This is a genomic window from Micromonospora sp. WMMA1976, assembly GCF_027497335.1.
In the GTDB taxonomy this organism is placed as follows: domain Bacteria; phylum Actinomycetota; class Actinomycetes; order Mycobacteriales; family Micromonosporaceae; genus Micromonospora; species Micromonospora aurantiaca.
In genome coordinates this window covers 1,295,860-1,320,510 of the sequence record NZ_CP114912.1, presented here as the reverse complement: position 1 = coordinate 1,320,510, position 24,651 = coordinate 1,295,860, and the positions used below count along the sequence as shown (strand labels likewise).

The 24,651-nt window shown below is 72.1% G+C and carries 22 protein-coding genes; 8 read left to right on the top strand and 14 right to left on the bottom strand.

Going from position 1 to position 24,651, the window contains the following annotated elements; translation table 11 throughout:
* Positions 1–33: 33 nt before the first annotated feature.
* Complete coding sequence (hflX, locus tag O7546_RS06265) at positions 34–1,497, bottom strand: GTPase HflX (protein WP_194802975.1); 1,464 nt, start codon at positions 1,495–1,497, stop codon at positions 34–36.
* 195 nt (positions 1,498–1,692) lie between these two features.
* Here hflX and O7546_RS06260 point away from each other — a divergent pair, with 195 nt between their 5' ends.
* The gene (locus O7546_RS06260) at positions 1,693–3,165 is read left to right on the top strand and encodes an NAD-dependent malic enzyme (RefSeq protein WP_013284747.1); all 1,473 of its coding nucleotides are present in this window, start codon (positions 1,693–1,695) and stop codon (positions 3,163–3,165) included.
* Positions 3,166–3,592: 427 nt separating this feature from the next.
* Here O7546_RS06260 and dapF read toward each other — a convergent pair whose 3' ends face one another.
* The 3 genes from dapF to O7546_RS06245 are packed head-to-tail and all read right to left on the bottom strand — an operon-like array spanning position 3,593 to position 6,070.
* Positions 3,593–4,441 (bottom strand): diaminopimelate epimerase, encoded by an 849-nt coding sequence (gene dapF / locus O7546_RS06255; protein ID WP_269696339.1) that lies wholly within the window; start codon positions 4,439–4,441, stop codon positions 3,593–3,595.
* A 7-nt stretch (positions 4,442–4,448) separates the two neighbouring features.
* Positions 4,449–5,354: a tRNA (adenosine(37)-N6)-dimethylallyltransferase MiaA gene (gene miaA / locus O7546_RS06250; protein ID WP_269696338.1), complete on the bottom strand. Its 906-nt coding sequence runs from the start codon at positions 5,352–5,354 to the stop codon at positions 4,449–4,451.
* Positions 5,351–6,070: a hypothetical protein gene (locus tag O7546_RS06245; RefSeq protein WP_269696337.1), complete on the bottom strand. Its 720-nt coding sequence runs from the start codon at positions 6,068–6,070 to the stop codon at positions 5,351–5,353. Before O7546_RS06245 ends, miaA begins: the two co-directional genes overlap by 4 nt.
* A gap of 204 nt (positions 6,071–6,274) precedes the next feature.
* Here O7546_RS06245 and O7546_RS06240 point away from each other — a divergent pair, with 204 nt between their 5' ends.
* Together O7546_RS06240 and O7546_RS06235 are read left to right on the top strand one after the other, a co-directional pair.
* Positions 6,275–7,483: a DUF349 domain-containing protein gene (locus O7546_RS06240; protein WP_194802971.1), complete on the top strand. Its 1,209-nt coding sequence runs from the start codon at positions 6,275–6,277 to the stop codon at positions 7,481–7,483.
* Positions 7,484–7,814: 331 nt separating this feature from the next.
* On the top strand, positions 7,815–9,437 hold the full coding sequence (locus tag O7546_RS06235; RefSeq protein WP_194802970.1) for a cellulase family glycosylhydrolase: 1,623 nt from the start codon (positions 7,815–7,817) through the stop codon (positions 9,435–9,437).
* Positions 9,438–9,484: 47 nt separating this feature from the next.
* Here the strand turns inward: O7546_RS06235 and miaB are convergent, their stop codons facing one another.
* Complete coding sequence (miaB, locus tag O7546_RS06230; RefSeq protein WP_194802969.1) at positions 9,485–10,984, bottom strand: tRNA (N6-isopentenyl adenosine(37)-C2)-methylthiotransferase MiaB; 1,500 nt, start codon at positions 10,982–10,984, stop codon at positions 9,485–9,487.
* 52 nt (positions 10,985–11,036) lie between these two features.
* On the opposite strand from miaB, the gene O7546_RS06225 reads away from it, so the two are divergent.
* Positions 11,037–11,264 (top strand): DUF2277 family protein, encoded by a 228-nt coding sequence (locus O7546_RS06225; RefSeq protein WP_018785974.1) that lies wholly within the window; start codon positions 11,037–11,039, stop codon positions 11,262–11,264.
* Positions 11,265–11,342: 78 nt separating this feature from the next.
* On the opposite strand, the gene O7546_RS06220 is transcribed toward O7546_RS06225, so the two are convergent.
* Both O7546_RS06220 and selD read right to left on the bottom strand, forming a co-directional pair.
* Positions 11,343–11,822 carry a hypothetical protein gene (locus O7546_RS06220; RefSeq protein WP_135238912.1) on the bottom strand — a complete coding sequence of 160 codons (480 nt, stop codon included), beginning with the start codon at positions 11,820–11,822 and terminating at the stop codon, positions 11,343–11,345.
* A 214-nt stretch (positions 11,823–12,036) separates the two neighbouring features.
* Complete coding sequence (gene selD / locus O7546_RS06215; RefSeq protein ID WP_194802968.1) at positions 12,037–13,026, bottom strand: selenide, water dikinase SelD; 990 nt, start codon at positions 13,024–13,026, stop codon at positions 12,037–12,039.
* A gap of 199 nt (positions 13,027–13,225) precedes the next feature.
* Here selD and O7546_RS06210 point away from each other — a divergent pair, with 199 nt between their 5' ends.
* From O7546_RS06210 to O7546_RS06195, 4 genes are all read left to right on the top strand, one after another.
* Positions 13,226–13,981 carry an amino acid ABC transporter ATP-binding protein gene (locus O7546_RS06210; protein WP_269696335.1) on the top strand — a complete coding sequence of 252 codons (756 nt, stop codon included), beginning with the start codon at positions 13,226–13,228 and terminating at the stop codon, positions 13,979–13,981.
* Between the two features lie 50 nt (positions 13,982–14,031).
* Positions 14,032–14,967 (top strand): glutamate ABC transporter substrate-binding protein, encoded by a 936-nt coding sequence (locus tag O7546_RS06205; protein ID WP_013284736.1) that lies wholly within the window; start codon positions 14,032–14,034, stop codon positions 14,965–14,967.
* 78 nt (positions 14,968–15,045) lie between these two features.
* On the top strand, positions 15,046–15,702 hold the full coding sequence (locus O7546_RS06200) for an amino acid ABC transporter permease (protein WP_194802967.1): 657 nt from the start codon (positions 15,046–15,048) through the stop codon (positions 15,700–15,702).
* Complete coding sequence (locus O7546_RS06195; protein ID WP_194802966.1) at positions 15,699–16,574, top strand: amino acid ABC transporter permease; 876 nt, start codon at positions 15,699–15,701, stop codon at positions 16,572–16,574. Before O7546_RS06200 ends, O7546_RS06195 begins: the two co-directional genes overlap by 4 nt.
* Before the next feature lie 78 nt (positions 16,575–16,652).
* On the opposite strand, the gene rny is transcribed toward O7546_RS06195, so the two are convergent.
* From rny to O7546_RS06160, 7 genes are all read right to left on the bottom strand, one after another.
* Positions 16,653–18,419, bottom strand: a complete 1,767-nt coding sequence (rny, locus tag O7546_RS06190) for a ribonuclease Y (RefSeq protein WP_194802965.1) — start codon at positions 18,417–18,419, stop codon at positions 16,653–16,655.
* Positions 18,420–19,232: 813 nt separating this feature from the next.
* Positions 19,233–19,937 carry a 3-keto-5-aminohexanoate cleavage protein gene (locus O7546_RS06185; RefSeq protein WP_281600591.1) on the bottom strand — a complete coding sequence of 235 codons (705 nt, stop codon included), beginning with the start codon at positions 19,935–19,937 and terminating at the stop codon, positions 19,233–19,235.
* 50 nt (positions 19,938–19,987) lie between these two features.
* The gene (locus O7546_RS06180) at positions 19,988–20,680 is read right to left on the bottom strand and encodes a regulatory protein RecX (RefSeq protein ID WP_047894669.1); all 693 of its coding nucleotides are present in this window, start codon (positions 20,678–20,680) and stop codon (positions 19,988–19,990) included.
* Positions 20,681–20,691: 11 nt separating this feature from the next.
* Entirely contained in the window at positions 20,692–21,741 is a 1,050-nt protein-coding gene (recA, locus tag O7546_RS06175) for a recombinase RecA (protein ID WP_013284729.1), read from the bottom strand.
* A 185-nt stretch (positions 21,742–21,926) separates the two neighbouring features.
* Positions 21,927–22,127 carry a DUF3046 domain-containing protein gene (locus tag O7546_RS06170; protein WP_091190932.1) on the bottom strand — a complete coding sequence of 67 codons (201 nt, stop codon included), beginning with the start codon at positions 22,125–22,127 and terminating at the stop codon, positions 21,927–21,929.
* A gap of 4 nt (positions 22,128–22,131) precedes the next feature.
* On the bottom strand, positions 22,132–23,430 hold the full coding sequence (locus O7546_RS06165) for an MFS transporter (protein ID WP_135238905.1): 1,299 nt from the start codon (positions 23,428–23,430) through the stop codon (positions 22,132–22,134).
* Positions 23,431–23,498: 68 nt separating this feature from the next.
* Complete coding sequence (locus tag O7546_RS06160; RefSeq protein WP_281600590.1) at positions 23,499–24,641, bottom strand: acyl-CoA dehydrogenase family protein; 1,143 nt, start codon at positions 24,639–24,641, stop codon at positions 23,499–23,501.
* Between the last annotated feature and the right edge of the window lie 10 nt (positions 24,642–24,651).

Here is a 24,651-nt window from a genome sequence, read left to right as displayed (position 1 = left end):
GGCGCGGGTTTCCGGCGGGTGACGCCGGACGGCTCACCGCCCGGCGCCCACCCGCTCGTCACTGGTCAGCCGGTCACCCGCCCGGTACGGCGCGAGCTCCGCAGCCAGACCCTCGCTGACCCGCACGTGCACCAGCGTGCCCTCGGGCAGGTGCGCGGTGCTGAGCACCTCACCCTGCCGGTGCACCCGGGAGACCAGGTCACCCCGGTCGTACGGGAGCACCGCGCGCACCTCGACGGCAGGCCGGGGCAGCCGCCGCTCGACCGCCTCGCGCAGTTCGTCGACTCCGCGCCCGCTGTGGGCGGAGACGAAGACCGCGTCCGGCCAGAGCCGCTTGAGCCGCAGCATCGTCTCCTCGTCGGTGGCGTCGGTCTTGTTCACCACCAGTAGTTCCGGCAACCGGTCCGCGCCCACCTCGGCGAGCACCTCGCGTACCGCCCGGACCTGCTCCTCCGGGTCCGGGTGGGTGCCGTCGACCACGTGCACGACCAGGTCGGCGTCGGCGACCTCCTCCAGCGTCGAGCGGAACGCCTCGACGATCTGGTGCGGCAGGTGCCGGACGAACCCGACCGTGTCGGACAGCGTGTAGAGCCGGCCGTCGGACGTGGTGGCCCGGCGGGTGGTCGGGTCCAGCGTGGCGAACAGCGCGTTCTCCACCAGCACGCCCGCACCGGTCAGGCGGTTGAGCAGGCTGGACTTGCCGGCGTTGGTGTAGCCGGCGATGGCCACCGCGGGTACCGCGTTACGGGTACGCCGGGCGCGCTTGGTCTGGCGTACCGTCGCCATGCTCTTGATCTCGCGGCGCAGCCGCGCGATGCGGTGGCGGATGCGCCGCCGGTCGGTCTCCAGCTTGGTCTCACCGGGACCACGCAGACCCACGCCGCCGCCGGCGCCACCCCCGCGGCCGCTACCACCGGTCTGCCGGGACAGCGTCTCGCCCCAGCCGCGCAGGCGCGGCAGCAGGTATTCGAGCTGGGCCAGCTCGACCTGCGCCTTGCCCTCCTTGCTCTTGGCGTGCTGGGCGAAGATGTCGAGGATCAGGGCGGTCCGGTCGACCACCTTGACCTTGGTGCGCTGCTCCAGGTTGCGCAGCTGCGACGGCGACAGCTCACCGTCGCAGATGATCGTGTCGGCGCCGGTGGACAGCGCCACCGCGCCCAGGTCGTCGACCTTGCCGCGGCCGATGTACGTGGCCGGGTCGGGCCGCTGGCGACGCTGGATCAGCCCTTCGAGCACCTGCGAGCCGGCCGTCTCGGCCAGCGCCGCCAGCTCGGTGAGGCTGTTGTCGGCGTCGGTCTGCGTGCCCTCGGTCCAGACCCCCACCAGGACGACCCGCTCCAGCCGGAGCTGGCGGTATTCGACCTCGGTGATGTCTGTGAGTTCGGTGGAGAGGCCGGGGACCCGCCGCAGCGCCTGCCGCTCCGACAGCTCGTACTCGCCGGTGGTGGCGTCGAACTCGTCGTCGGTGTAGGGATGGAAGGTCTCCTGCTCGCGCAAATGCGTCTCCTGTCCGTTTTGGGCAACGCCGAGAATTTTCGGCGCGTGACAGCAATCCTGACATGTGACAACGCCGGACGCACCTGTGTTATGCCCGTGACGCTACCGACGGGTAGCGGGGGCGGATGCCGGGCGACCTGGGCGGGCGAGTAGAAATGCCAGTCGAGCCGCTCAGCGCCGACGGAGGAGTTTCTCGTGGCCAACACCCGACTGCCGAGTGCCGGATTCTCCATCACCATCCGGATCGCGGTACCCGCCGACGCCTCCTCCATCGGCCGCCTCACCACCGCCGCCGGCGAGGCCGGGGCCATCGTCACCGCGCTGGACGTGGTCGACTCCGACCCCGCGCACGTGATCGTCGACCTCACCTGCGACACCGCCGACGCCGGCCACGCCGACCAGGTGGTCGACGCGCTCACCGCGCTCGACGGGGTGGACGTGCGCAAGGTCTCCGACCGCACGTTCCTGTTGCACCTCGGCGGCAAGATCGAGGTCACCCCGAAGGTCGCGCTGCGCACCCGCGACGAGCTGTCCCGCGCGTACACCCCGGGTGTGGCCCGGGTCTGCATGGCGATCGCGGAGAACCCGGCCGACGCCCGGCGGCTCACCATCAAGCGCAACACCGTCGCCGTGGTCAGCGACGGCACCGCGGTGCTCGGCCTGGGCAACCTCGGGCCGGCCGCGTCGCTGCCGGTGATGGAGGGCAAGGCGGCGCTGTTCAAGCGCTTCGGCGGGGTGGACGCCTGGCCGGTCGTGCTTGACACCCAGGACACCGACGAGATCGTGGCGATCGTCAAGGCGATCGCGCCCGCGTACGGCGGCATCAACCTGGAGGACATCGCCGCGCCGCGCTGCTTCGAGATCGAGGCCCGGCTGCGTGAGGCCCTGGACATCCCGGTCTTCCACGACGACCAGCACGGCACCGCGATCTGCGTGCTGGCCGCGCTGACGAACGCGCTGCGCGTCGTGGGCAAGCAGCTCGCGGACGTCCGGGTCGTGGTCTCCGGCGCCGGCGCGGCCGGCACCGCGATCATGAAACTGCTGCTCCGCCAAGGCGTGGGCGACATCATCGCGTACGACCGCCAGGGCGCCCTGCACCGCGGACTGCCGGACCTCAACCCGGCCTGGCAGTGGCTGGCCGAGAACACCAACAAGGAGAACTACTCCGGTGACCTGGCCGGGGCGGTACGCGGCGCGGACGTGTTCATCGGTGTGAGCGCGCCGAACCTGCTCACCGGCGAGGACGTCGCCGCGATGGCGAAGGACTCGATCGTCTTCGCGCTCGCCAACCCCGACCCGGAGGTGGACCCGCGGGAGGCCCGCAAGTACGCCGCCGTGGTCGCCACCGGCCGCTCGGACCAGCCGAACCAGATCAACAACGTGCTCGCCTTCCCCGGCGTGTTCCGCGGCATGCTCGACGCGCACGCCGAGGAGTTCACCGAGGAGATGGCGCTCGCCGCCGCCCGGGCCATCGCGGACGTGGTCGGCGAGGACAAGATCAACCCGACGGTGATCGTGCCGAGCGTCTTCGACTCCCGGGTCGCCCCGGCGGTGGCCGCCGCGGTACGGGCCGCCGCCCAGAACCCGGCCGCCACGCCGGCGCCCGCGGCCGACCCGGGCCCGGCCGACCTCCCCGAGATCGCCGCCAACGCCAGCGCCACCCCCTGACCAGGCACGCCCCTGCCTCTCGCGGCGCCTTCGCACAGGCCAGCACCCTCTCGCGGGGCACCTCCTGCCTCCTCACACGGGGCCCGCCCGCGCCGGGGTCAGCGCACCGGCGCAGTCAGGCGTCCCCGGCGCGTCCACACGAGATCTTGGAAGAAAACGGCCCTCAGAGGGGCCCAAATCTTCCAAGATCCCCAGCAGCGCCTCAGCCGAGGCGGACAAGTCAGACAGAACGTCCCATCGTCGCACTTTGATCGACTCCGCTTCCCCGAAGTAGCGGTATCAGCACCCTTGATCAACACCAGTTCGGCGAGGTGGTGGCATCAGAGGCCCCGCTACAGCACCACTTCGCCGAACTGGTGTTGATCATGCCGGGCAGCCGGGCAGCCGGGCCGCGGCCACCACTCAGCCCCGTGTCGACCGAGGGAGGCTACGGGTGCAGGGCTGTGGGGGTCAGGGTGCCTGTGGCCACCAGGACGGCCGGGCCGGAGAGCCAGCACGAGTCGGCTGTCACGGTGACCGTCAGACGCCCGCCCGGCACATCGACTGTCATCGTGCCGGTGTCCCGGCCGGCGTCGCGCAACGCCACCGCCGCCACCGCGCACGCGCCGGTGCCGCAGGACAGCGTCTCGGCAGAGCCGCGCTCGTACACCCGCATCAGCACGTGCCCGTCGGTGCCGTCGACCGGCTCGCCCGGCGTCGTGAACTCGACGTTCACCCCGGAAGGGAAGGTCGAGGCGTCCACCTCGGGCGCGCGGGTGAGGTCGAGCGCCGTCAGCTCCAGAGCAGCGGGCAGCGCGCACACCAGGTGCGGGTTGCCGACATCCACCGCGGCGCCGGGCAGCGTCAGCCCGCCGAGCGTGGCGGTCGCCGTGTCGTACAGCCGGGGGCGGCGCATCTCGACCGCCACGTCGGCGCCCTCGACCCGGGCCCGCACCAGGCCGGCGCGGGTCGCGATCGGCAGCGTCCCGCCCGACGGGGCGGCGGCCAGCGAACGGTCCAGCAGGTAGCGGACGAACACGCGGGCCCCGTTGCCGCACATCTCGGCGAACGAGCCGTCGGAGTTCCAGTAGTCCATGAACCACTCGGCCTCGCCCGCGAGCGCGACGCCCTCCGGGTGCTTGGCGGCCCGTACGACGCGCAGCACGCCGTCGCCGCCCAGCCCGCGCCGCCTGTCGCAGAGCGCGGCGACCAGGCCGGGTGTCAGGTCGAGGGTGCCGTCCGGGTCGGGCAGGATGACGAAGTCGTTGCCGGTGCCGTGACCCTTTGTGAACTCCACGCCCCCATCATGGCCGATGCTCGGCGACCACCCGCAGGGCAGTGTCGAGAAACGCGGGCGACGCCGCGTCCAGCCAGTGGACGCGCGGGTCACGCCGGAACCAGGAGCGCTGCCGCCGGACGAAACGGCGGGTGGCGCGGATCGTCTCCTCGTGCGCCTGCGCCTCGGTCAGCTCCCCGGCCAGGAACCGCAGCACCTGCTGGTAGCCGAGCGCCCGGCTGGCCGTCCGCCCCTCGGGCAGCCCCTCGCCGACCAGCGCCCGTACCTCGTCGACCAGGCCGTCGGCCCACATCCGGTCCACCCGCAGCGCGATCCGCTCGTCCAGCAGCCCGGTGTCCAGGTCCACGCCGAGCTGCACCGACGGGTAGTACGGCGTGGGCGACGGCAGCGACGCGGTGAACGGCGCGCCGGTCAGCTCGATCACCTCCAGCGCCCGCACGATCCGCCGCCCGTTGGTGGGCAGGATGCTCGCCGCCGCGCCCGGGTCGGCCTCGGCCAGCCGCGCGTGCAGCGGCAGCGGGCCCACCGCCGCGAGTTCCGCCTCCAGCCGCTCCCGCAGGGCCGGGTCGGTGCCGGGGAACTCGAACCGTTCCAGCACCGCCCGCACGTACAGCCCGGAGCCGCCGACGAGCAGCGGCACCCGTCCCCGGGCCAGGATGTCGTCGACCGCCGCGCGGGCCAGCGTCTGGTATTCGGCGACGCTGGCGGGCTCGGTCACCGGCCAGATGTCCAGCAGGTGGTGCGGCACGCCCTCGCGCTCGGCCGGGGTCAGCTTCGCGGTGCCGACGTCCATGCCCCGGTAGAGCTGCATCGAGTCGGCGTTGACCACCTCGCCGCCCAGCGCGTGCGCCAGCGCGATGCTCAGCGCCGACTTCCCGGCCGCGGTCGGCCCGACCACCGCCACGACGGTCATGCCCGCTCCCAGTTCGCCACGAAGTAGGAAACGCCGTAGGGCGCGTCCTGGTAGCTGACGTCGCCGCGCCAGTCGCCGCCCGCCGCCCGGACCGCGCCGGCCAGCACCTGCCACGGCGCCCGCCCGGCGACCCGCAGCTCCGCCGACAGCACCGGGTCCAGGCCGAGCAGGGCGTCTGCGTCCGCGCCGGCCAGGGCCAGGGCGACCCCCTCGTCGTACGCCTCGGCACGCGGGTCGTCGTAGCCAGGCGCCTTGACGCCCCGGCAGGCGGACCCGTCACCGAGCACGAGCAGCGCGACCCGCGGGTCGTCGTCGAGGATCAGGCTCGTGCCGAACGCCGCGCACTCCGCCGGTGCGGCGTCGTGCGCCACCGAGCGGGCCAGCCGGGGCAGTTCGGTGCCGGAGCGGTTCAGCAGCCAGGCGCCGACGGTCAGGCTCAGCGGCAGGCGGTCCCCGCCCGCGCAGTTGACCTTCCAGAGCCGCACGCGCCGGTCCAGCCCGTACGGGCGAAGCGAGCCGTGCTCGGCGGAATTGAACCGGACGGTCTCCGGTCCGCCGCCGACGAGCAGGATCGCCTCGGGCTCGGCGGCGAGCAGCCGGGCGACAGCGGCGTCGGCGGCGGCGCGCAGGCCGTCCAGCTCGGGCGCGGCGGCGCCGGCCAGCTCGGGCACGATCAGCGGCGGGTGGGGGCAGACGGCGGCGGCGACCAGTGGCACGCCCCCAAACCTATCGGGATCCCCCGGTGCGTCCCCGCGCCGATCCGGTCATCGAGGGCGTACAACACCGTATGGTCACGGTCGGCGACAGGCGCTCGACACGGACGGGGGCGGACCTGTGACAATGCCGGGAGAAAGTTTGCTGCGCCGTGGCGGCGAACGAGGGGGCTGTCCCCTCGGCGCCGGGAGAACGAGGATGGGCACATGAGCGACTGGACTGCCTTCGGACGGGTCGACGAGGACGGCACCGTCTACGTCAAGACCGCCGAGGGCGAGCGGGTGGTCGGATCCTGGCAGGCAGGGGCACCGGAGGAAGGGCTCGCCCACTTCGCCCGGCGCTACGCCGACCTGGTGACCGAGGTCGATCTGACCGAGGCCCGGCTCAACTCGGGCGCGGCTGACGCCGGCCACTCCCTGACCACGATCCGCCGGATCCGTGGGTCGCTGGCCGAGGCGCACGTCGTCGGTGACATCGACGCCCTCGCCGCCCGCCTGGACAAGCTGGCCACCGTCGCCGAGGAGAAGGCCGGCGAGGCCAAGGCGGCCCGCGAGGCCGCCCGGGGCGAGGCGCTGGCGCGCAAGACCGCCCTGGTCGAGGAGGCCGAGAAGCTGGCCGCCGAGTCGACCGGCTGGAAGACCGCCGGTGACCGGCTCAAGGAGATCCTCGACGAGTGGAAGACCATCCGCGGCGTCGACAAGAAGACCGACGGTGAGCTGTGGAAGCGGTTCGCCGCCGCGCGGGACGGCTTCACCCGCCGCCGGGGCGCCCACTTCGCCTCCCTCGACCAGCAGCGCAAGCAGGCGCAGACGGTCAAGGAGGAACTGGTCGCCGAGGCGGAGAAGCTCAAGGACTCCAGCGACTGGGGCGTCACCGCCGGTCAGCTCAAGGACCTGATGGCCCAGTGGAAGGCCGCGCCACGCGCCGCCAAGGAGGCCGAGCAGAAGCTCTGGGAACGGTTCCGCGCCGCGCAGGACGAGTTCTTCACCCGCCGCAGCGAGGTCTTCTCCGCCCGCGACAACGAGCAGCGCGCCAACCTGGAGCGCAAGCAGGCGCTGCTGGCCGAGGCCGAGGCGCTGGACGTCGACGGCGACCCGAAGGGCGCGCAGGCGAAGCTGCGGGACATCCAGGCGCAGTGGCACGAGGCCGGCCGGGTGCCGCGCGAGGCCGCCGCCGGGCTGGAGCGCCGGCTGCGGGCCGTGGACGACAAGGTCCGCGAGGTGATGGACTCGGCGTGGCGGCGCACCTCCAAGGAGGACAACCCGCTGCTGGCGCAGATGCGTGCCCAGGTCGCCGAGGCCGAGGACCGGCTGGCCCGGGCCCAGGCCGCCGGCGACACCCGACGGATCAAGGAGGCCGAGCAGGCGCTCGCCTCGAAGCGGCAGTTCCTCCAGCTCGCCGAGCAGGCCGGCTGACGGAAGCACCCCGGCCGGGCAGGCCGGCGGACGGACACATCGGGTGAGCCCCCGGCCCTGTCGGCCGGGGGTTCACCTGCGTCCGGACCAGGGTTGACGCATCGAGGCAGGCTGATCAGAATGAGCGGCGGAGCCAGGTTCAGGCACCGGCACGAGGGCACCGACGGCTGATCTCGCCGTCGACGGTCGCCGGTGCGACATCTCGCGGTTGGCCGTCCACACGACACGGCCCGGCGCGCACTGCGCGCGTACTCGATGACGAGCGGGACGTGCCTCCTGGTCCTGCCGCCCGCGGCGCCTGCGCGGCGCGGGCATCCGAAGTGGAGCTTCCATGCACCGACGCACCGCCCTCGGCGGCGCCCTGACGGCGCTCGCCACCGCGGCAGCCGGCGTTCTCGTCGCCGCCGCCGTCTCCACCGCACCGGCCGCCGCGGCGGCCGGTGGCACCGGCACCGGCTACCTGCACACCAGCGGCAGCAAGATCGTCGACAGTACGGGCGCGACGGTCCGGCTGACCGGCATCAACTGGTTCGGGATGGAGACCGACAACAAGACGTTCCACGGCCTGTGGTCGAGCAACCCGTGGCGCTCGCAGCTCGACACCATGGCCCGGCTGGGCTACAACACGCTGCGCATCCCGTACTCGAACGACGCGCTCAAGTCCGGCGCGACCGCGACCGGCATCAACGACTTCGTCAACCCGGACCTGATCGGGCTCTCCCCGCTGCAGATCCTCGACAAGGTCATCGACTACGCGGGCAGCAAGGGGATGCGGGTCATCCTGGACCGGCACCGGCCGACGTCGGCCGGTCAGTCGCCGCTCTGGTACACCTCGACGGTCTCCGAGGCGACCTGGATCAACGACTGGAAGATGCTGGCCCAGCGGTACGCCGGCAACACCACGGTGATCGGCGCGGACCTGCACAACGAGCCGCACGCCGAGGGCACCAACCCGGCCGCCACCGGCGCCTGCTGGGGCTGCGGCGACACCGCCCGGGACTGGCGGCTGGCCGCCGAGCGGGCCGGCAACGCGATCCTCGGCGTGCAGCCGAACTGGCTGATCTTCGTGGAGGGGGTGAGCTGTCCGAGCGGCGGCCTGTCGAACGTCTGGGACAACGACCCCAGCAACGACGAGGACTGCGGCTGGTGGGGCGGCAACCTGTCCAAGGCCGGGCAGTTCCCGGTGCGGCTGAACGTGGCCAACCGGCTGGTCTACTCGCCGCACGAGTACGCCACCTCGGTCTACCGCCAGGCCTGGTTCGACGACCCGTCGTACCCGGCAAACATGCCGGCCATCTGGGACAAGTACTGGGGCTACCTCTACAAGCAGAACATCGCGCCGATCATGATGGGCGAGTTCGGCACCACGCTCCAGGACCCCAAGGACAAGATCTGGCTGCAGAACCTGATGGCGTACACCGGCACCGGCGTGAACGGCATGTCCTTCACGTACTGGTCGTGGAACCCGAACTCCGGTGACACCGGCGGCATCGCCAACGACGACTGGACCACGATCAACCAGCCGAAGCAGGACATCCTCACGCCGTACCTGATCCCGCCGACCGGCGGTGGCGGCACCACCAGCCCGTCCCCGACCGGCACGCCGAACACCTCGCCGGCACCGACCACCCCGCCGCCTCCGGTGACCGGTGGCTGCACCGCCACCTACAAGCAGATCAATTCCTGGGCGGGTGGCTTCCAGGGTGAGCTGACCGTCAAGAACACCGGCACCGCCGCGGTGAACCCGTGGTCGGCCACCTGGACCTGGCCGTCCGGGGTGACGCTGGCCAGCGGCTGGAACGCCACCGTCACGCAGTCCGGGACCACTGTGACGGCGGCCGCGCCGGCCTGGGCGTCGTCGCTGGCGCCGGGCGCGTCGGTCACCGTCGGCTTCACCGCCAACGGCACCGCCGCGAACCCCGGCAGCGTGAAGCTCAACGGCACCGCCTGCTGAGACCGTGACGGCGGGGGCCCGGCTCGGCCCCCGCCGTCACGCTGGGCTCAGTGCGCGGCGCAGCCGCCGACCGGGGCGGGCGCCGCGGCCGGCGCGCCGACCGTCGGCAGGCCGAGCAGCACCCCTGGGGTACGCGGAACCTGTCCCGCCTCGGCCGCGTCCCCGGCCCGGGTGCGCCGGTGCGCCAGCGGCGCGCCGTCGGCGTTGAGGTGGTGCGGGGCGGCGTACGTGACGACTGTGTGCACGATGTCGCCGGGGCGGATCCGCCCGGCCAGCTCACCGGTGGCGAAGTGCACGAGCCGGCCGTCGCGGGCCCGTCCGGACATCCGGCCGGTGCGCTCGTCCTTGCGGCCCTCGCCGACCGCCACCAGCACCTCGACGGTCTCGCCGACGAGCTTCTTGTTCTCCGCCCAGGTGATCTCCTCGACGCAGGCGATCAGCCGCTCGTAGCGCTCCTGCACGACCTGCTTGGGTAGCTGCCCGTCCATCGTGGCGGCCGGGGTGCCGGGGCGCTTGGAGTACTGGAACGTGAACGCCGAGGAGAACCGCGCCTCCCGGACCACGTCCAGCGTGCGGGCGAAGTCGGCCTCGGTCTCGCCGGGGAAGCCGACGATGATGTCGGTGGTGATCGCCGCGTCCGGCATGGCCGACCGCACCTTTTCGATGATCCCCAGGTACTTCTCCGACCGGTACGAGCGGCGCATCGCCCGCAGTACGTCGTCCGAGCCGGACTGCAACGGCATGTGCAGCGAGTGGCAGACGTTCGGCGTCTCGGCCATCGCGGCGATCACGTCGTCGGTGAAGTCCTTCGGGTGCGGGCTGGTGAACCGCACCCGCTCCAGCCCGTCGATGTCGCCGCAGGCGCGCAGCAGCTTGCCGAACGCGTACCGGTCGCCGAACTCGACGCCGTACGAGTTGACGTTCTGCCCGAGCAGCGTCACCTCCAGCACGCCGGAGTCGGCCAGCGCGCGGACCTCGGCGAGGATGTCTCCGGGGCGGCGGTCCTTCTCCTTGCCGCGCAGGGAGGGCACGATGCAGAACGTGCAGGTGTTGTTGCAGCCGACGGAGATCGAGACCCACCCGGCGTACGTCGACTCGCGCCGGGTCGGCAGCGTGGAGGGGAAGACCTCCAGCGACTCCAGGATCTCGACCTCGGCCGCGGCGTTGTGCCGCGCCCGGTCCAGCAGCGCCGGCAGCGAGCCGATGTTGTGCGTGCCGAAGACGACGTCCACCCAGGGCGCCTTGCGGACGATGTCGCCGCGGTCCTTCTGGGCCAGGCAGCCGCCGACGGCGATCTGCATCCCGGGGTGCTTCGCCTTCACGGGGCGCAGATGACCCAGGTTGCCGTAGAGCCGGTTGTCGGCGTTCTCCCGGACCGCGCAGGTGTTGAACACCACCACGTCGGGCTGCTCGTCGGCCTCCGCGGCACGCACGTATCCGGCGTCCTCGAGGAGGCCGGAGATGCGCTCGGAGTCGTGCACGTTCATCTGGCAGCCGTACGTACGCACCTGGTAGGTGCGCGGGCTGCCCGCGGCTGCGGTAGTCATGACCCGGACAGCGTATCCGGGTGGAGCCGATCGGATCGAACGAGGAGGAGCCGTGTGCCGGAGCATCAAGACCCTGCGTGAGCCGTACGTCCCGGTGGTGACCGAGGAGGACATCCGCGCCGCCGCGTTGCAGTACGTCCGGAAGATCTCCGGATTCCGTACCCCGGCGGCGCACAACGCGGCCGCGTTCGACGCCGCGGTGGACGCCGTGGCCGCCGCCACCGCGACGCTGCTCGACCAGCTCGTGGTGCGGGGGCAGCAGCAGGCGGCCCGGGGCTGAGCCCGGGACCGCCACCGCTCGCCGCCGGTGGGGGCACGGCGGCGAGCACCGCTCACGGGCGCGCGCCGACGCCCGCGCTCAGGCGGCGGCGAGCGCCGGGGCGACCGTGTCCGGCGCCCAGCGGGAGCGGTGGCACTGCGACCAGCCCCGGCAGCGCGCGTCGGCGACGGTGCAGAGCCGGTGGTGGCTGAGCACCTCGCCGTCGTCGGTGTCGGCCACGTCGAAGTGCACCGGCCGGATCGTGCCGTCGGGCGCGACCAGCAGGTGCCGGCCGGCGTCGAGCGTGTCGTCACGCATCAGGCAGTTGCGGCCCAGCAGCCGGGCCAGCGCCGCGATCGCGGGCAGCTCGGTCAGGCTCTCGGGTACGCCGTAACAGTCGACCACGGTGCCGTACAGCCCGGGCGCCTCCCACACGTCGCAGACCACCGCGTACGCGGGGAGCCGCATCGGGTCGGCGACGGCCATGGGCATCACCACCCGGCCGAGCGCCTCGGCCAGTGCCGGGTAGACCTCCACCGGCTCGCCGCCGTCGATTCTCCAGTTCCACAGCTCGGTCATGCCGCCTCCTCGCTGCGCTCGTTCCACCGGCCTCCGGATCGGGCCTTAATGACGATGGTGGGGTGCATTTGACCTCAGCCGGGCGCAAGTTACCGGTCTGTGACCATTCCGGGCAAAATTCCCTCGGGCGACGTTGCCCAGAGTAGCTGGAAGATGACAGTTTATCGGGTACGGTGCCGCGGCGACGGCCAGGCCGCGCCGTGGATCCGGCGGCTCAGCGCACCCGGATCAGGTGCTCCGACGCGGGCAGCAGTTCCCCGATCACCGTGCCGCCCGGCACCTCACCGGCGACCAGCAGGCCGCCAGAGGTCTGCGCGTCGGCGAGCAGCAGGCGCTCCCCCTCGTCCGCCCCGCCGAAATCGGTCCACGGGGTGACCCACTCCAGGTTGCGCCGGGTGCCGCCGCTGACGTACCCGTCGCGCAGCGCCTCCCGCGCGCCGGGCAGGTACGGCACCGCCGCCGCGTCGATCGCCACCGTCAGGCGGCTCGCCCGGGCCAGCTTCGAGGCGTGCCCGAGCAGGCCGAAGCCGGTCACGTCGGTGCCGCAGCGGATGCCCGCCGCGACCGCCGCGCGGGCCGCGTCCCGGTTGAGCCGGGCCATCGACTCGACGGCCTCGGGGAAGCGCTGCCCGGTCTGCTTGTGCCGGGTGTTGAGCACGCCCACGCCGAGCGGCTTGGTCAGCGACAGCGGCAGCCCGGCCTGCCCGGCGTCGAGCGTGATCAGCTCCTCCGGCCGGACCACACCGGTGACGGCCAGGCCGTACTTCGGGCCGTCGTCGTCCACGCTGTGCCCACCGGCCAGGTGGCAGTTCGCCTCCCGGGCCACGTCCAGACCGCCGCGCAGCACCTCGCGGGCCATCTCCGGCGGCAGTACGCCGCGCGGCCAGCAGAGCAGGTTGAGCGCGACGAGCGGGGTGCCGCCCATCGCGTACACGTCGGAGAGCGCGTTGGCGGCGGCGATGCGCCCCCAGTCGTAGGCGTCGTCGACCACCGGGGTGAAGAAGTCGGCGGTGCTGACCAGGCCCGTACGCTCGTCCAGCCGGACCACCGCGGCGTCGTCGCCGTTCTCCAGGCCGACCAGCAGGTCGGCCGAGCCGCCGGTGGCGCCGAGCCCCGCGACCATCGCCTCCAGCTCGCCCGGTGGGATCTTGCAGGCGCAGCCGCCACCGCGGGCGTAGTCGGTCAGCCGGATCGCGTCGGTCATCACCTCATGATCTCCTGCCTGCGGCGACGGCGCCACTCGGCCCACCCGGTGGGTGACGAAATTCGGACGGGCCGGTACGCCGGTGACCGGTGTTACCGCTCCGTGACCATCTGAGTTGCGTTCTGCCACATCACCCCGCCTACAGTTGCCCAACCGGGGGTCGACCGACCCCCGAATTCCGCCATGGACGACAGGGACGGTGGACGACGTGACGACGGGCGACCCGCTGATCGTGCTCGACGGGGTCAACAAGTGGTTCGGGCCGCTGCACGTGCTCGACGACGTGTCCCTCTCCGTCGGCCGGGGCGAGGTGGTCGTCGTGATCGGCCCGTCCGGCTCCGGCAAGTCGACGCTGTGCCGCACCATCAACCGGCTGGAGCCCATCGACAAGGGCACCATCACGTTCGACGGGCAGCCGCTGCCGGCCGAGGGCAAGCCCCTGGCCAAGCTGCGCAGCGAGGTCGGCATGGTGTTCCAGTCGTTCAACCTCTTCGCGCACAAGACCATCCTGGAGAACGTGACGCTGGGGCCGGTCAAGGTCCGCAAGGAGAAGCCCGCCGCCGCCCGCGAGCGCGGCCTGGCCCTGCTGGACCGCGTCGGCATCGCCAACCAGGCGGACAAGTACCCGGCGCAGCTCTCCGGCGGTCAGCAGCAGCGGGCGGCCATCGCCCGCGCGCTGGCCATGCAGCCCAAAGCGATGCTGTTCGACGAGCCGACCAGCGCGCTGGACCCGGAGATGGTCGGCGAGGTGCTGGACGTGATGACGTCGCTGGCGAGCGAGGGCATGACCATGGTCGTGGTGACCCACGAGATGGGCTTCGCCCGGCACGCGGCGAACCGGGTCATCTTCATGGCCGACGGCAAGCTGGTCGAGGACGCGCCGCCGGCTGAGTTCTTCGCGAACCCGCGCAGCGAGCGGGCCAAGGACTTCCTCTCCAAGATCCTCACCCACTGAGCGCCCGTAGTGGAGTCGTCCCGTCGGCTCCGTCGAAGAAGGAGATGTGTATGCGTTACAAGCGCGTGGCGGCGGTGGCCATGATGGCCTCGCTCGCCCTTTCCGCGGCTGCCTGTGGCAAGGAGGGGAACCCGGCTCCCAGCGGCGGCGGCAACGCCAGCGGTGGAGCACAGGGCGACAACTGCAGCAGCTCAGGCGTGACCTTCACCCCGAAGACGGACGCCAACGTCGCCGGCAGCCCGGCCTTCGAGAAGATCAAGTCGGCCGGCAAGGTCGTCATCGGCGTCAAGTTCGACCAGCCGAACCTCGGTTACAAGGACGCCCAGGGCAAGCGCTGCGGCTTCGACATCGAGATCGCCCAGTACGTCGCCAGCACGCTCGGCGTCGACCCGGCGAAGATCGAGTACAAGGAGATCGCGTCCGCCAACCGGGAGACCGCGATCAAGGGTGGCGAGATCGACTACTACGTCGGCACGTACTCGATCACGGACAAGCGCAAGAACGACGTCTCCTTCGCCGGCCCGTACTTCGTCGCCGGCCAGGACCTGCTGGTCCGCAAGGACGAGTCGTCGATCACCGGCAAGGACACGCTCAAGGGCAAGAAGGTCTGCTCGGCCACCGGCTCCACGCCGATCCAGAAGATCCGCGACGAGGGCCTGACCGAGGGCGAGAACATCGTCGAGTTCAAGACCTACTCCGAGTGCGTCTCGCAGCTGCTCGACAAGAAGGTCGACGCGGTGACCACCGACGACGCCATCCTCAAGGGCTACGCCGCGCAGAACCCGGACGAGCTCAAGGTCGTCGGCCAGCCGTTCAGCACCGAGAAGTACGGCATCGGCCTGCCCAAGGACGACAAGGCGCTGCGTGACTACGTGAACGACCAGATCGAGGCGGCGTTCACCGACGGCACCTGGAAGAAGATCTACGACGGCACGCTCGGCAAGTCCGGCTCGCCGGCCACCCCGCCGCAGCTCGAGCGGTACTGACGGTCCGCACCGACGTCGGACCGGGCGGGGAGGTCCTCCTCCCCGCCCGGTCCCGTCTGGAGAGAGTGAGAGCGAGGTATGGGCGAGTTCTTCCGCGTCCTGACGGACAACGCGAGCCTGTTCCGCGAGGGGTTCTTCAACACCGTCAAGCTGTTCCTGATCGCCGGCGTCGGCAGTCTCGTCCTCGGCATGCTGCTCGGCGCGATGCGGGTGTCCCCGGTCCCCGCGCTGCGGGCGTTCGGCGCCACCTACGTCAACCTGGTGCGCAACACTCCCCTGACGCTGGTGTTCGCGTTCCTCGTCTTCGCGGTGCCGAAGCTGGACGTCAACATCGACTACTTCAACAGCGCCTGCATCGCGCTGATCGCGTACACCTCGGCGTTCATCTGCGAGGTGGTCCGCTCGGGCGTGAACACCGTCGCCACCGGCCAGGCCGAGGCGGCCCGCGCGCTGGGCATGACGTTCGCCCAGGTGCTGACGCTGATCGTGCTGCCGCAGGCGCTGCGGGCCATGGTCCCGCCCATGATGAGCGTGCTCATCGCCATGCTGAAGAACACCACGATCGCCGCCGGCTTCTCCGTGCTGGAAGCCGGCGCCATCCCGGCGTACATGTCGGAACGGGGTGAGCCGCAGTTCATCGTGCTCACCTGGATCGTGATCGGCTTCCTCATCCTGATCATCCCGCTGGTGGTGCTCCAGCGGATCCTCGAGCGCAAGTGGGCGGTGGCCCGATGAGCAGCAGCAGCGTCCTCTACGACATCCCCGGCCCGAAGGCCCGGATGCGCAACCGGATCCTCGGCGTCGTCTCGATCGCGGCGATCGTCGCGCTGATCGCGTTCGTGGTCTACAAGTTCAACCAGACCGGTCAGTTCGAGGCCCGCAAGTGGGAGCAGTTCCAGTACGCGGCCGTGCAGCGGGAGCTGCTGAACGGCCTCTGGGCCACGCTGAAGGTCGCCGCCGTCGCCACCGTGCTGGCGCTGCTGTTCGGCGCGTTCTTCGCCAGCGCCCGGCTCAGCGACAAGGTGCTGTTCCGCGCTCCCGCCACGTTCGTGGTGGAGCTGTTCCGGGCCATCCCGCTGCTGATCCTGATCTTCTTCGGCTACTACGTGCCGTTGCAGTACGGCTGGCCGATCGACAAGTTCTGGGCACTGGTCATCGGGTTGACGCTCTACAACGGCTCGGTGCTGGCGGAGATCTTCCGTGCCGGCATCAACGCCGTGCCGTACGGGCAGTCCGAGGGCGCGTACGCGATCGGCATGCGCAAGAACCAGGTGCTCCGGCTGATCCTGCTGCCGCAGGCGTTCCGGTCGATGCTCCCGGCGATCGTGAGCCAGCTCGTCGTCCTGCTCAAGGACACCGCGCTCGGCTTCATCATCACGTACCCGGAGCTGCTCTTCGTGGGCAAGCAGATCGGTGGCCGGCTGGCGTTCGGTCTGCCGTACGTGCCGACGTATTTGATCGTCGCGGCCATCTACATCAGCATCTGCGGCCTGCTGTCGGTGCTGGCCTGGTGGTTGCAGAAGCGGCTGACCCGGCTGCCGCGCACCGCGGCCAAGCCGGTGGCGGCCACGCAGACCGACGGTGGCACCGGCGCCACGCCGCTGTGAGCTGACGTCCTCCGACGGACACGGAACGGGCGGGTGGGGATCTCCCCACCCGCCCGTTCCCCGTTGTCCGCCCGCCGCTCAGCGGGCGATCTCGGTGACCCGCGACTCGCGCACCACTGTCACCCGGATCTGACCCGGGTAGGTCAGCTCCTCCTCGATCTGCTTGGCCACGTCCCGGGCCAGCACCGCCGCGCCGATGTCGTCCACGTCGTCCGGCTTGACCATCACCCGGATCTCCCGGCCCGCCTGCATGGCGAAGACCTTCTCCACGCCCAGCTTGCCGGCCGCGATCTCCTCGATCCGCTCCAGCCGCTTGACGTACGCCTCGAGGCTCTCCCGCCGCGCGCCCGGCCGCCCGCCCGAGCAGGCATCAGACGCCTGGGTCAGCACCGCCTCGATGGTCTGCGGCGGCACCTCGTTGTGGTGCGCCTCGATGGCGTGCACCACGTCCTCGCTCTCGCCGTACTTGCGGGCCACGTCCGCGCCGATGATCGCATGGCTGCCCTCCACCTCGTGGGTGAGCGCCTTGCCGATGTCGTGCAGGAACGCGCACCGCTTGATCGTCGGCACGTCCAGCCGCAGCTCGGCGGCCATCACCCCGGCGATGTGCGCGGTCTCCACCAGGTGCTTGAGCACGTTCTGCCCGTACGACGTCCGGTAACGCAACCGGCCCAGCAGCGTGACCAGCTCCGGGTGGATCTCGGTGATGCCGACCTCGACCAGCGCGTCCTCGGCGGCCCGGAGGCACAGCTCCTCGACCTCCTGCCGGGCCAGGTCGTAGACCTCCTCGATCCGGTGCGGGTGGATCCGGCCGTCCAGGACCAGCTTCTCCAGCGTGACCCGGCCGACCTCCCGGCGTACCGGGTCGAAGCAGGACAGCAGCACCGCCTCGGGCGTGTCGTCGATGATCAGGTTGACGCCGGTGACCGATTCGAAGGCGCGGATGTTGCGCCCCTCGCGGCCGATGATGCGCCCCTTCATCTCGTCGCCGGGCAGGTGCAGCACGCTGACCACGCTCTCCGCGGTCTGCTCGCTCGCGACCCGCTGGATGGCGTCCACGACGATGTTGCGGGCACGCTGCTCGGCGCTGCCCCGGGCGTCCGCCTCGATCTCCCGGACCAGCAGCGCGGCCTCCCGCTTCGCCTGCCCCTCGATCGACTCGACAAGCTCGGTGCGGGCCGCGTCGGCGGTCAGGCCGGCCACCCGCTCCAGCTCCCGGCGACGCTGCTCCTCCACCTCGGTCAGCGTCCGCTCGCGTTCGGTCAGGGCGGCCTCCCGGGCGGCGAGCGCCGCGGTGGCGGCGGTGAGCTGCCGTTCCCGCTCGGCCAGCCGCTCCACCTCCTCGGTGTGCAGCCGCTCCCGCTCGTCCATCCGGGCGGCGCGGCGTTCCACCTCGGCCGCCTGCTCCCGGGTGGTCGCGGCCAGCACCGCCACCTCCCGCTCGCCGCTGCGCCGTGCGGTGGCGCGCAACTGCTCGGCATCCGCCTCGGCCTGCTTGTGCGCCCGCTCCAGCACCGTGTCGGCCTCGGCGCGGGCGTCGTCGAGCACCCGCCGCGCCTCGGCCCGGGCCGCCTTCGCCTCCGCCTTGGCGGCGGCCGCCTCGGCCCGCGCCGCCGCGGCCGCGGACTTCGCCACGTCGATGGTGCTGTTCACCTCGTCGGCGGCCGTCCGCAACGCCGCGAGGGACTGTTCCTGCCGGTCCTTCTCCGCGATGAAGGCCGGATCCTCCGGCGCGGGCGCCAGGCTGAGCCGCTTGAGGGTACGCACGCCGAACAGCACGGCGCCGACCACCACCACGACCAGCAGCAGCACGACCAGGAGGAGGACGATGTCGAAGGCGCTCATCGAGTCGCTCCGCCGGCCCGGCCGGCGTCGCCGACTTGTCGATACCCGGTGGCCGGGCTGTCGCCCGCCGATGCGGGGTCGGGGCCGTGTGGCAGACCGCCGGTGAACCTGTGCCGCCCTGGCATGGCCGCCTCCCCCTGAACGTCGGCGCCGCAGGACACGCGCGAAGGACACGCGCCTGCGGCTCTGGACGCCCGACCGGAGCGGCTGGCTGTGGGCAGCTTTCCGTCGGCGGTGCCCCCTCATGGGGCACCGCTGGCGGCCGGTTGCAGTTGTCGGAGGCTCCGAAAGGTTCCGAAGCTTCCGTCAAGGGCCGGTGTAGCTGGCCAAAGTGATGCTGTTCTGTTACGAGATCTATGTTGTGCGCTTAGCCTGCGCTGGTCGGGCAAAGTGAGCCTGTATGGCGAGGCTAGGTCGCGAGGGGCCGTTCGGTCAAGGAGTCATGATCAAACCACCCGGACGGAGAGAAGTTACGGCGTCACTCAGTGGTGATCAGATGCCGGACAGGCCGGGACAAACCCCGCCCTCCGGCGCCACTTCCCGGCACTCCCGACCTGCTCAGGCCCCCTCCCTCATCGACGCCGCCCGCCACTCGCCCACACGATCAAGGAGTTGGCGTCACTCCACGGCCCCCCGGTGACACAAACCCCCTCCCGCGGACGATCATGAGGTTGACGGGCGTGATCATGAAGTTGGCCTGGACAAAACGGACGGGAAGTGCCGTCAACTTCATGATCGACCGGGCTGGAGCGAGCGGGGGCGGGCGGGGGCGGGCGGGGGCGGGCCCGGGCAGGGTGGGCCGGGTGGGGTCGGTCAGGGAGTGGCGGTGGCGCGGGCTGTGGTTACCAGGGTGGCGTTGTCGGGGGTCTGGGTGCCGTCGGGCAGCAGCAGCGTGTCCTCCAGGCCGATCCGGGTGTGCAGACCCCGCCGGACCGCCTCCGCGTACACCGGCCAGGTGGCCGGGCCCTCCCCGTGCAGCAGCACCGGCGGGTGCCCGTCGGGCAGGGCGGCGAGGATCGACGCCGCGTCGGCGAGAGCCGTCTCGACCTGCTCGGCCATGCACTCGACGAGGATCCGCCCGGTGGGCGTGGACCAGCGGCGCCAGGCATCGACCGCCGCCGGCGTCCACAGGCCGGCCTCGACCATCACGCCGCGCTCGTGCAGGGCGGCGGCGACCTCGGCCGCCCCGGGTTCGTGGGCGTTGACCGAGGCGAAGTCGGGCAGCACCGTCCAGGCACGGACGGCGGCGACCCGCGCGGCCGGGTCGGGGACGATCCAGGCGCCGGTGCTCACGCCGACCGGCAGGCCGGGACGGGCGGCCCGGATGGCAGTCACCGCAGCGGCGATCACCGCCGGGTCGAGCGACTCGGCTCCGGCGTCGTCGCGCGGGTGCACGTGCACCGCCGCCACCCCGGCGACCGCGCAACGCACCGCGTCGGCGGCCAGTTCGGCCGCTGTGAGCGGCACGGCGGGGTGCTCGTCCCGCCGTCGGGTGCCGTTGAGACACGCCTTCAGCACGGTGTGCGCCTCCCCTCGGGACGGCGGCCGCGACACCGGCCGCCGGTCGGTCAGTCGAGCCGGCGGGAGTCGAGGTCGTGCTCGGCGTCGGCCAGCGCGTCCGCGTCGATGTGCTCGGCGAACTCGGCCGCCTCGGCGCTCTGCGCGGCGAGCGCGTCCTTCACCGCCCGGATCGCCACCCCGGCCGGGTAGCCCTTGCGCGCCAGCATGCCGACCAGGCGCCGGAACACCGCGTCCGGCTCGCCCCTGGCGGTGCGCAGCTTGCGGTCCACCAGGGCGCGGGCGGTCTGCGCCTCGGTCTCCTCGTCCAGCCCGTCCAGTGCCGCGCCGGCCACCTCGCCGTCGACGCCGCGCTGGCGCAGCTCGTTGGCGAGCGCCCGGCGGGCCAGCCCACGACCGTTGTGCCGGCTGCTCACCCAGGCACGCGCGAAGGCGGCGTCGTCGACGATGCCGACCTCGTCGTACCGGTCGAGGACCTGTTCGGCGACCTCCTCGGAGATGCCGCGCCGGGCCAGCGCGCCGGCCAGCTCGGCCCGGGTACGCGGGCGCACCGCGAGCTGCCGCAGGCAGATCTCCCGGGCCACCTCGGCCTCGTCGCGCGGCGGAGCCGGAGCCTCCCCTGCATCGGGCTCCGCCGCGCGGTCACGGCGCCCCCGGCGAGGCCGGGGCGTACCTGTGGCGTCGCCCGTACGGGGTGGACCGGCATCCCAGCCCCGGCCCGTACGGGCGCGTCGTCCTGCCACGGGTCAGCGGATCAGAAGTCGACCGGCGGCAGTTCCGGGCCACCGGCGGCGTCACCGGCACCACCGGTGCCGACGCCCAGCTTCTCCAGGATCTTCTTCTCGATCTCGGCCGCCACGTCCGGGTTCTCGCGGAGGAACTCGCGGGCCTTCTCCTTGCCCTGGCCGAGCTGGTCACCGTCGTAGGTGTACCAGGCGCCGGACTTGCGGATGATCGCCTGCTCCACGCCGACGTCGATCAGCGAGCCCTCGCGGGAGATGCCCTTGCCGTACATGATGTCGAACTCGGCCTGCTTGAACGGCGCGGCGACCTTGTTCTTCACGACCTTGACCCGGGTGCGGTTACCGACCACGTCGGTGCCGTCCTTGAGGCTCTCGATGCGGCGCACGTCGAGCCGGACCGAGGCGTAGAACTTCAGCGCCCGGCCACCGGTGGTGGTCTCCGGGCTGCCGAACATCACGCCGATCTTCTCGCGGAGCTGGTTGATGAAGATCGCGGTGGTGCCGGTGTTGTTGAGCACGCCGGTGATCTTCCGCAGCGCCTGGCTCATCAGCCGGGCCTGGAGACCGACGTGGCTGTCGCCCATCTCGCCCTCGATCTCGGCGCGCGGCACCAGGGCCGCCACCGAGTCGATCACGATGATGTCGATCGCGCCGGAGCGCACCAGCATGTCGGCGATCTCCAGCGCCTGCTCGCCGGTGTCCGGCTGGGAGACCAGCAGGGCGTCGGTGTCGACGCCGAGGGCCCGCGCGTACTCCGGGTCGAGCGCGTGCTCCGCGTCGATGAACGCGGCGATGCCGCCGGCCCGCTGGGCGTTCGCCACCGCGTGCAGCGCGACTGTGGTCTTACCGCTGGACTCCGGACCGTAGATCTCGACCACCCGGCCGCGGGGCAGACCGCCCACGCCGAGCGCCACGTCGAGCGCGATGGAGCCGGTCGGGATGACAGCCGTCTGCACGACGGGCCGCTCCCCCAGCCGCATCACCGAACCCTTGCCGAACTGCTTGTCGATCTGAGCGAGAGCAAGGTCGAGCGCCTTCTCCCGGTCAGGCCCTGCTGCCATCGTTGCCACCCCTGCCTTCGCCGGCGTCTTTCCTGAGCTTCGCGTCACGCGGGACACGCTAGGCGCTGGGTCCGACAGAAAACCAGCCGACGGGCCGTGAGCTGTGGACGAGCACCCCGCTGTGGACAATAGCCGAACAGGTGTACGACTGGGCAAGCGACACGCGGGATCGACGAAAAGGCTGCTCAGCGTAGCCGGGCGGGCACCCGGTCCGGGTAGGCGGCGACCACGGCGCGCCACACCACGTGCGTTTCCTCACCGGCGGCGAGGGCCTGCTCGATGGTCCGCCCGCCGAGCTGGGACAGCACCTGGTCGCTGGCGATGCTGGCCGCGTACCCCGGGCCGAACGCCTCCTCCAGCCGCGTCCAGAAGTCGGTCAGCCGCACGTGTTCAGTCCTCCTCGTCGAGTGGTGCCGTGCCGGTACGGCGCAGTGCCAGCGCCACCAGCGGCACCACGGCGATCGCCGACAGCAGGGTGAGCGTCGGGTACCCCACGGCTCGCATGACGAACCCGCTCGCCGCCGCCGCGCCCGCCCCGGCCAGCCCCATGAGCAGGTCGGACAGGCCCTGCACGCCGGGCCGGTCGGCGGTGGGCACCGACTCCGACAGCAACGTCGAGCCCGCCACCATCGTGCCCGACCAGCCCAGCCCGAGCAGCGCCAGCCCCACCGACAGCAGCGGTGTGCTGTGCCCCGAGGTGCCGGAGACCGCGCACGCGGCCAGCAGCAGCGCCACCCCGCCGAGGATCACCGGCCGCCGGCCGAACCGGTCGGTGAGCCACCCCACCACCGGCGACAGCGCGTACATGCCGGCGATGTGCAGGCTCAGCACCAGGCCGACCACTGGTAGCACGTCCGCGTCGGAGTGCCACTCGCCGAGGTGCACCGGGGTCATCGACATCACCGCGACCATCACCAGGTGCCCCACCGCGACAGCGGCGATGCCGAGGCGGGCGGCCGGCCGCCCGCGTACCGTGCGCCACGCGGCGGCCATGCCACCGCGGCGGGCGACAGCCGGTGCGGCGCCCGGCGCCGGCTCGGCCGCCGTCAGCCGGCGCGCGGTGAGCAGCGGGTCCGGCCGCAGCAGGACCAGGAGTACGACGGCGGTGAGCGTGAACGCGACGGCGCTGAAGGCGAACGGGCCGGCCAGCGCCGGCAGGCCCCAGCCCCGGGTGGTCTCGTCGGCGAGCGCGGCGAAGTTCGGCGCGGCCACCGCGCCGATGGTGGTGGCCCACACCACCAGCGAGAGCTGCCGTCCCCGGCGCTGCGGCTCGGCCAGGTCCACCGCCGTGTAGCGGGCCTGAAGGTTGGCCGCCGTGCCGCCGCCGAACAGCAGCATGCCGACGAAGAGCAACGGCACCAGGCGCGTCACGGTGGCGACCACCACCAGCACGCCGCCGACCGCGCCGACCGCGTACGCGAGGACCAGCCCCGGCCGCCGGCCCCGCGCGGTCATCAGCCGGGTGACCGGGATGGCGAGCAGCGCGGCCCCGACCACCCCGGCGCTCTGCGCCAGCCCGGCCAGGGCCGTGCCGGCGACCCGGGCGGCGAGCAGCGCGCCGACCGAGATGCCGATGGTGACGCCGATGCCGCCGATGATCTGGGTGAGGAAGAGCAGCCGGACGGTACGCCGCTGGATGCCGGCGACGTCGGGCCGGGGCGGGGCCGGCGCGGTCAGGTCGGTGGACATGCGGCGCTCCTGGTGGGGACGGGTGCCCCATCCTCCCGCACCGGCCCGTCCGGCCGGCACCCGTTTCGCTACAGGCCGAGGCCCCGGCCGATGATCTCCTTCATGATCTCGGTGGTGCCGCCGTAGATGGTCTGCACCCGGCTGTCGAGCCACGCCTTCGCCACCGGGTACTCCGCCATGAAGCCGTAGCCGCCGTGCAGCTGCACGCACCGGTCGGCGACCTTGGTCTGCAACTCGGTGGTCCACCACTTGGCCTTCGCCGCGTCGGTCACCGAGAGGCGGCCCGCGTTGAACTCGGCGACGCAGTGGTTGACGAACGTGCGCGCGATGGTGACCTCGGTGTCCAGCTCGGCCAGCAGGAACCGGTTGTGCTGGAACCGGCCGATCGGCCGCCCGAACGCCTCGCGGGAGCGGGCGTACTCGATGGTGAGCGCGAGCAGCTTCTCGCAGGCCGCCACCGCTGCGACGGCGATGCTCAGCCGCTCCCGGGGCAGGTTGGCCATCAGGTGGTAGAAGCCGTGGTTCTCGGTGCCGATCAGGTTCTCCGCCGGCACCCGGCAGTCGTCGAAGAACAGCTCGGCGGTGTCGTTGGCCTTCAGGCCGACCTTCGCCAGGCGGCGGCCCCGGCTGAAGCCCGGCGTGCCGCTCTCCACCACGATCAGGCTCACCCCGTGCGCGCCCTGGTCCGGTGCGGTCTTGGCCACCACGACCACCAGGTCGGCCATCTCACCGTTGGTGATGAACGTCTTCTGCCCGTTGAGGACCAGGCTGTCGCCGTCGCGGACCGCGCTGGTGCGGATGCCGGCCAGGTCGCTGCCCGCGCCCGGCTCGCTCATCGCGATGGCGGTGACCAGATCGCCGGAGCAGAAGCCCGGCAGCCACCGCTTGCGCTGGTCGCCGGTGGTCAGCTCGGTCAGGTACGGCGCGACCACGTCGTTGTGCAGCCCGAACCCCAGACCGGTGCACCCGGCCGCGACGATCTCCTCGTCCAGCACCGCGTTGAACCGGAAGTCGCGCTGCCCGCCGCCGCCGTACTCGGGGTCCACGTCCGGGCCGAGCAGCCCGGCCGCGCCGGCCGCCCGCCAGACCTCCCGGTCGACGATCCCGTCGGCCTCCCAGCGCTCGTGGTGCGGCACCGCCTCCCGGGTCAGGAACCGGCGGCACAGGTCACGGAACTCGTCGTGGACGGGCTCGTAGAGATGCTGCTCCATGCCGGCAAGT

What these genes read in the sequence shown, in the direction of transcription:
- O7546_RS06165 (WP_135238905.1), bottom strand. Translation starts at nt 23,430, where the DNA reads ATGTCCACCGACCTGACCGCGCCGGCCCCGCCCCGGCCCGACGTCGCC.
- O7546_RS06240 (WP_194802971.1), top strand. Translation starts at nt 6,275, where the DNA reads ATGAGCGACTGGACTGCCTTCGGACGGGTCGACGAGGACGGCACCGTC.
- O7546_RS06160 (WP_281600590.1), bottom strand. Translation starts at nt 24,641, where the DNA reads ATGGAGCAGCATCTCTACGAGCCCGTCCACGACGAGTTCCGTGACCTG.
- miaA (WP_269696338.1), bottom strand. Translation starts at nt 5,354, where the DNA reads ATGACCGTCGTGGCGGTGGTCGGGCCGACCGCGGCCGGGAAGTCGGCG.
- O7546_RS06220 (WP_135238912.1), bottom strand. Translation starts at nt 11,822, where the DNA reads ATGACCGAGCTGTGGAACTGGAGAATCGACGGCGGCGAGCCGGTGGAG.
- O7546_RS06205 (WP_013284736.1), top strand. Translation starts at nt 14,032, where the DNA reads ATGCGTTACAAGCGCGTGGCGGCGGTGGCCATGATGGCCTCGCTCGCC.
- O7546_RS06200 (WP_194802967.1), top strand. Translation starts at nt 15,046, where the DNA reads ATGGGCGAGTTCTTCCGCGTCCTGACGGACAACGCGAGCCTGTTCCGC.
- recA (WP_013284729.1), bottom strand. Translation starts at nt 21,741, where the DNA reads ATGGCAGCAGGGCCTGACCGGGAGAAGGCGCTCGACCTTGCTCTCGCT.
- O7546_RS06235 (WP_194802970.1), top strand. Translation starts at nt 7,815, where the DNA reads ATGCACCGACGCACCGCCCTCGGCGGCGCCCTGACGGCGCTCGCCACC.
- rny (WP_194802965.1), bottom strand. Translation starts at nt 18,419, where the DNA reads ATGAGCGCCTTCGACATCGTCCTCCTCCTGGTCGTGCTGCTGCTGGTC.
- miaB (WP_194802969.1), bottom strand. Translation starts at nt 10,984, where the DNA reads ATGACTACCGCAGCCGCGGGCAGCCCGCGCACCTACCAGGTGCGTACG.
- selD (WP_194802968.1), bottom strand. Translation starts at nt 13,026, where the DNA reads ATGACCGACGCGATCCGGCTGACCGACTACGCCCGCGGTGGCGGCTGC.
- O7546_RS06195 (WP_194802966.1), top strand. Translation starts at nt 15,699, where the DNA reads ATGAGCAGCAGCAGCGTCCTCTACGACATCCCCGGCCCGAAGGCCCGG.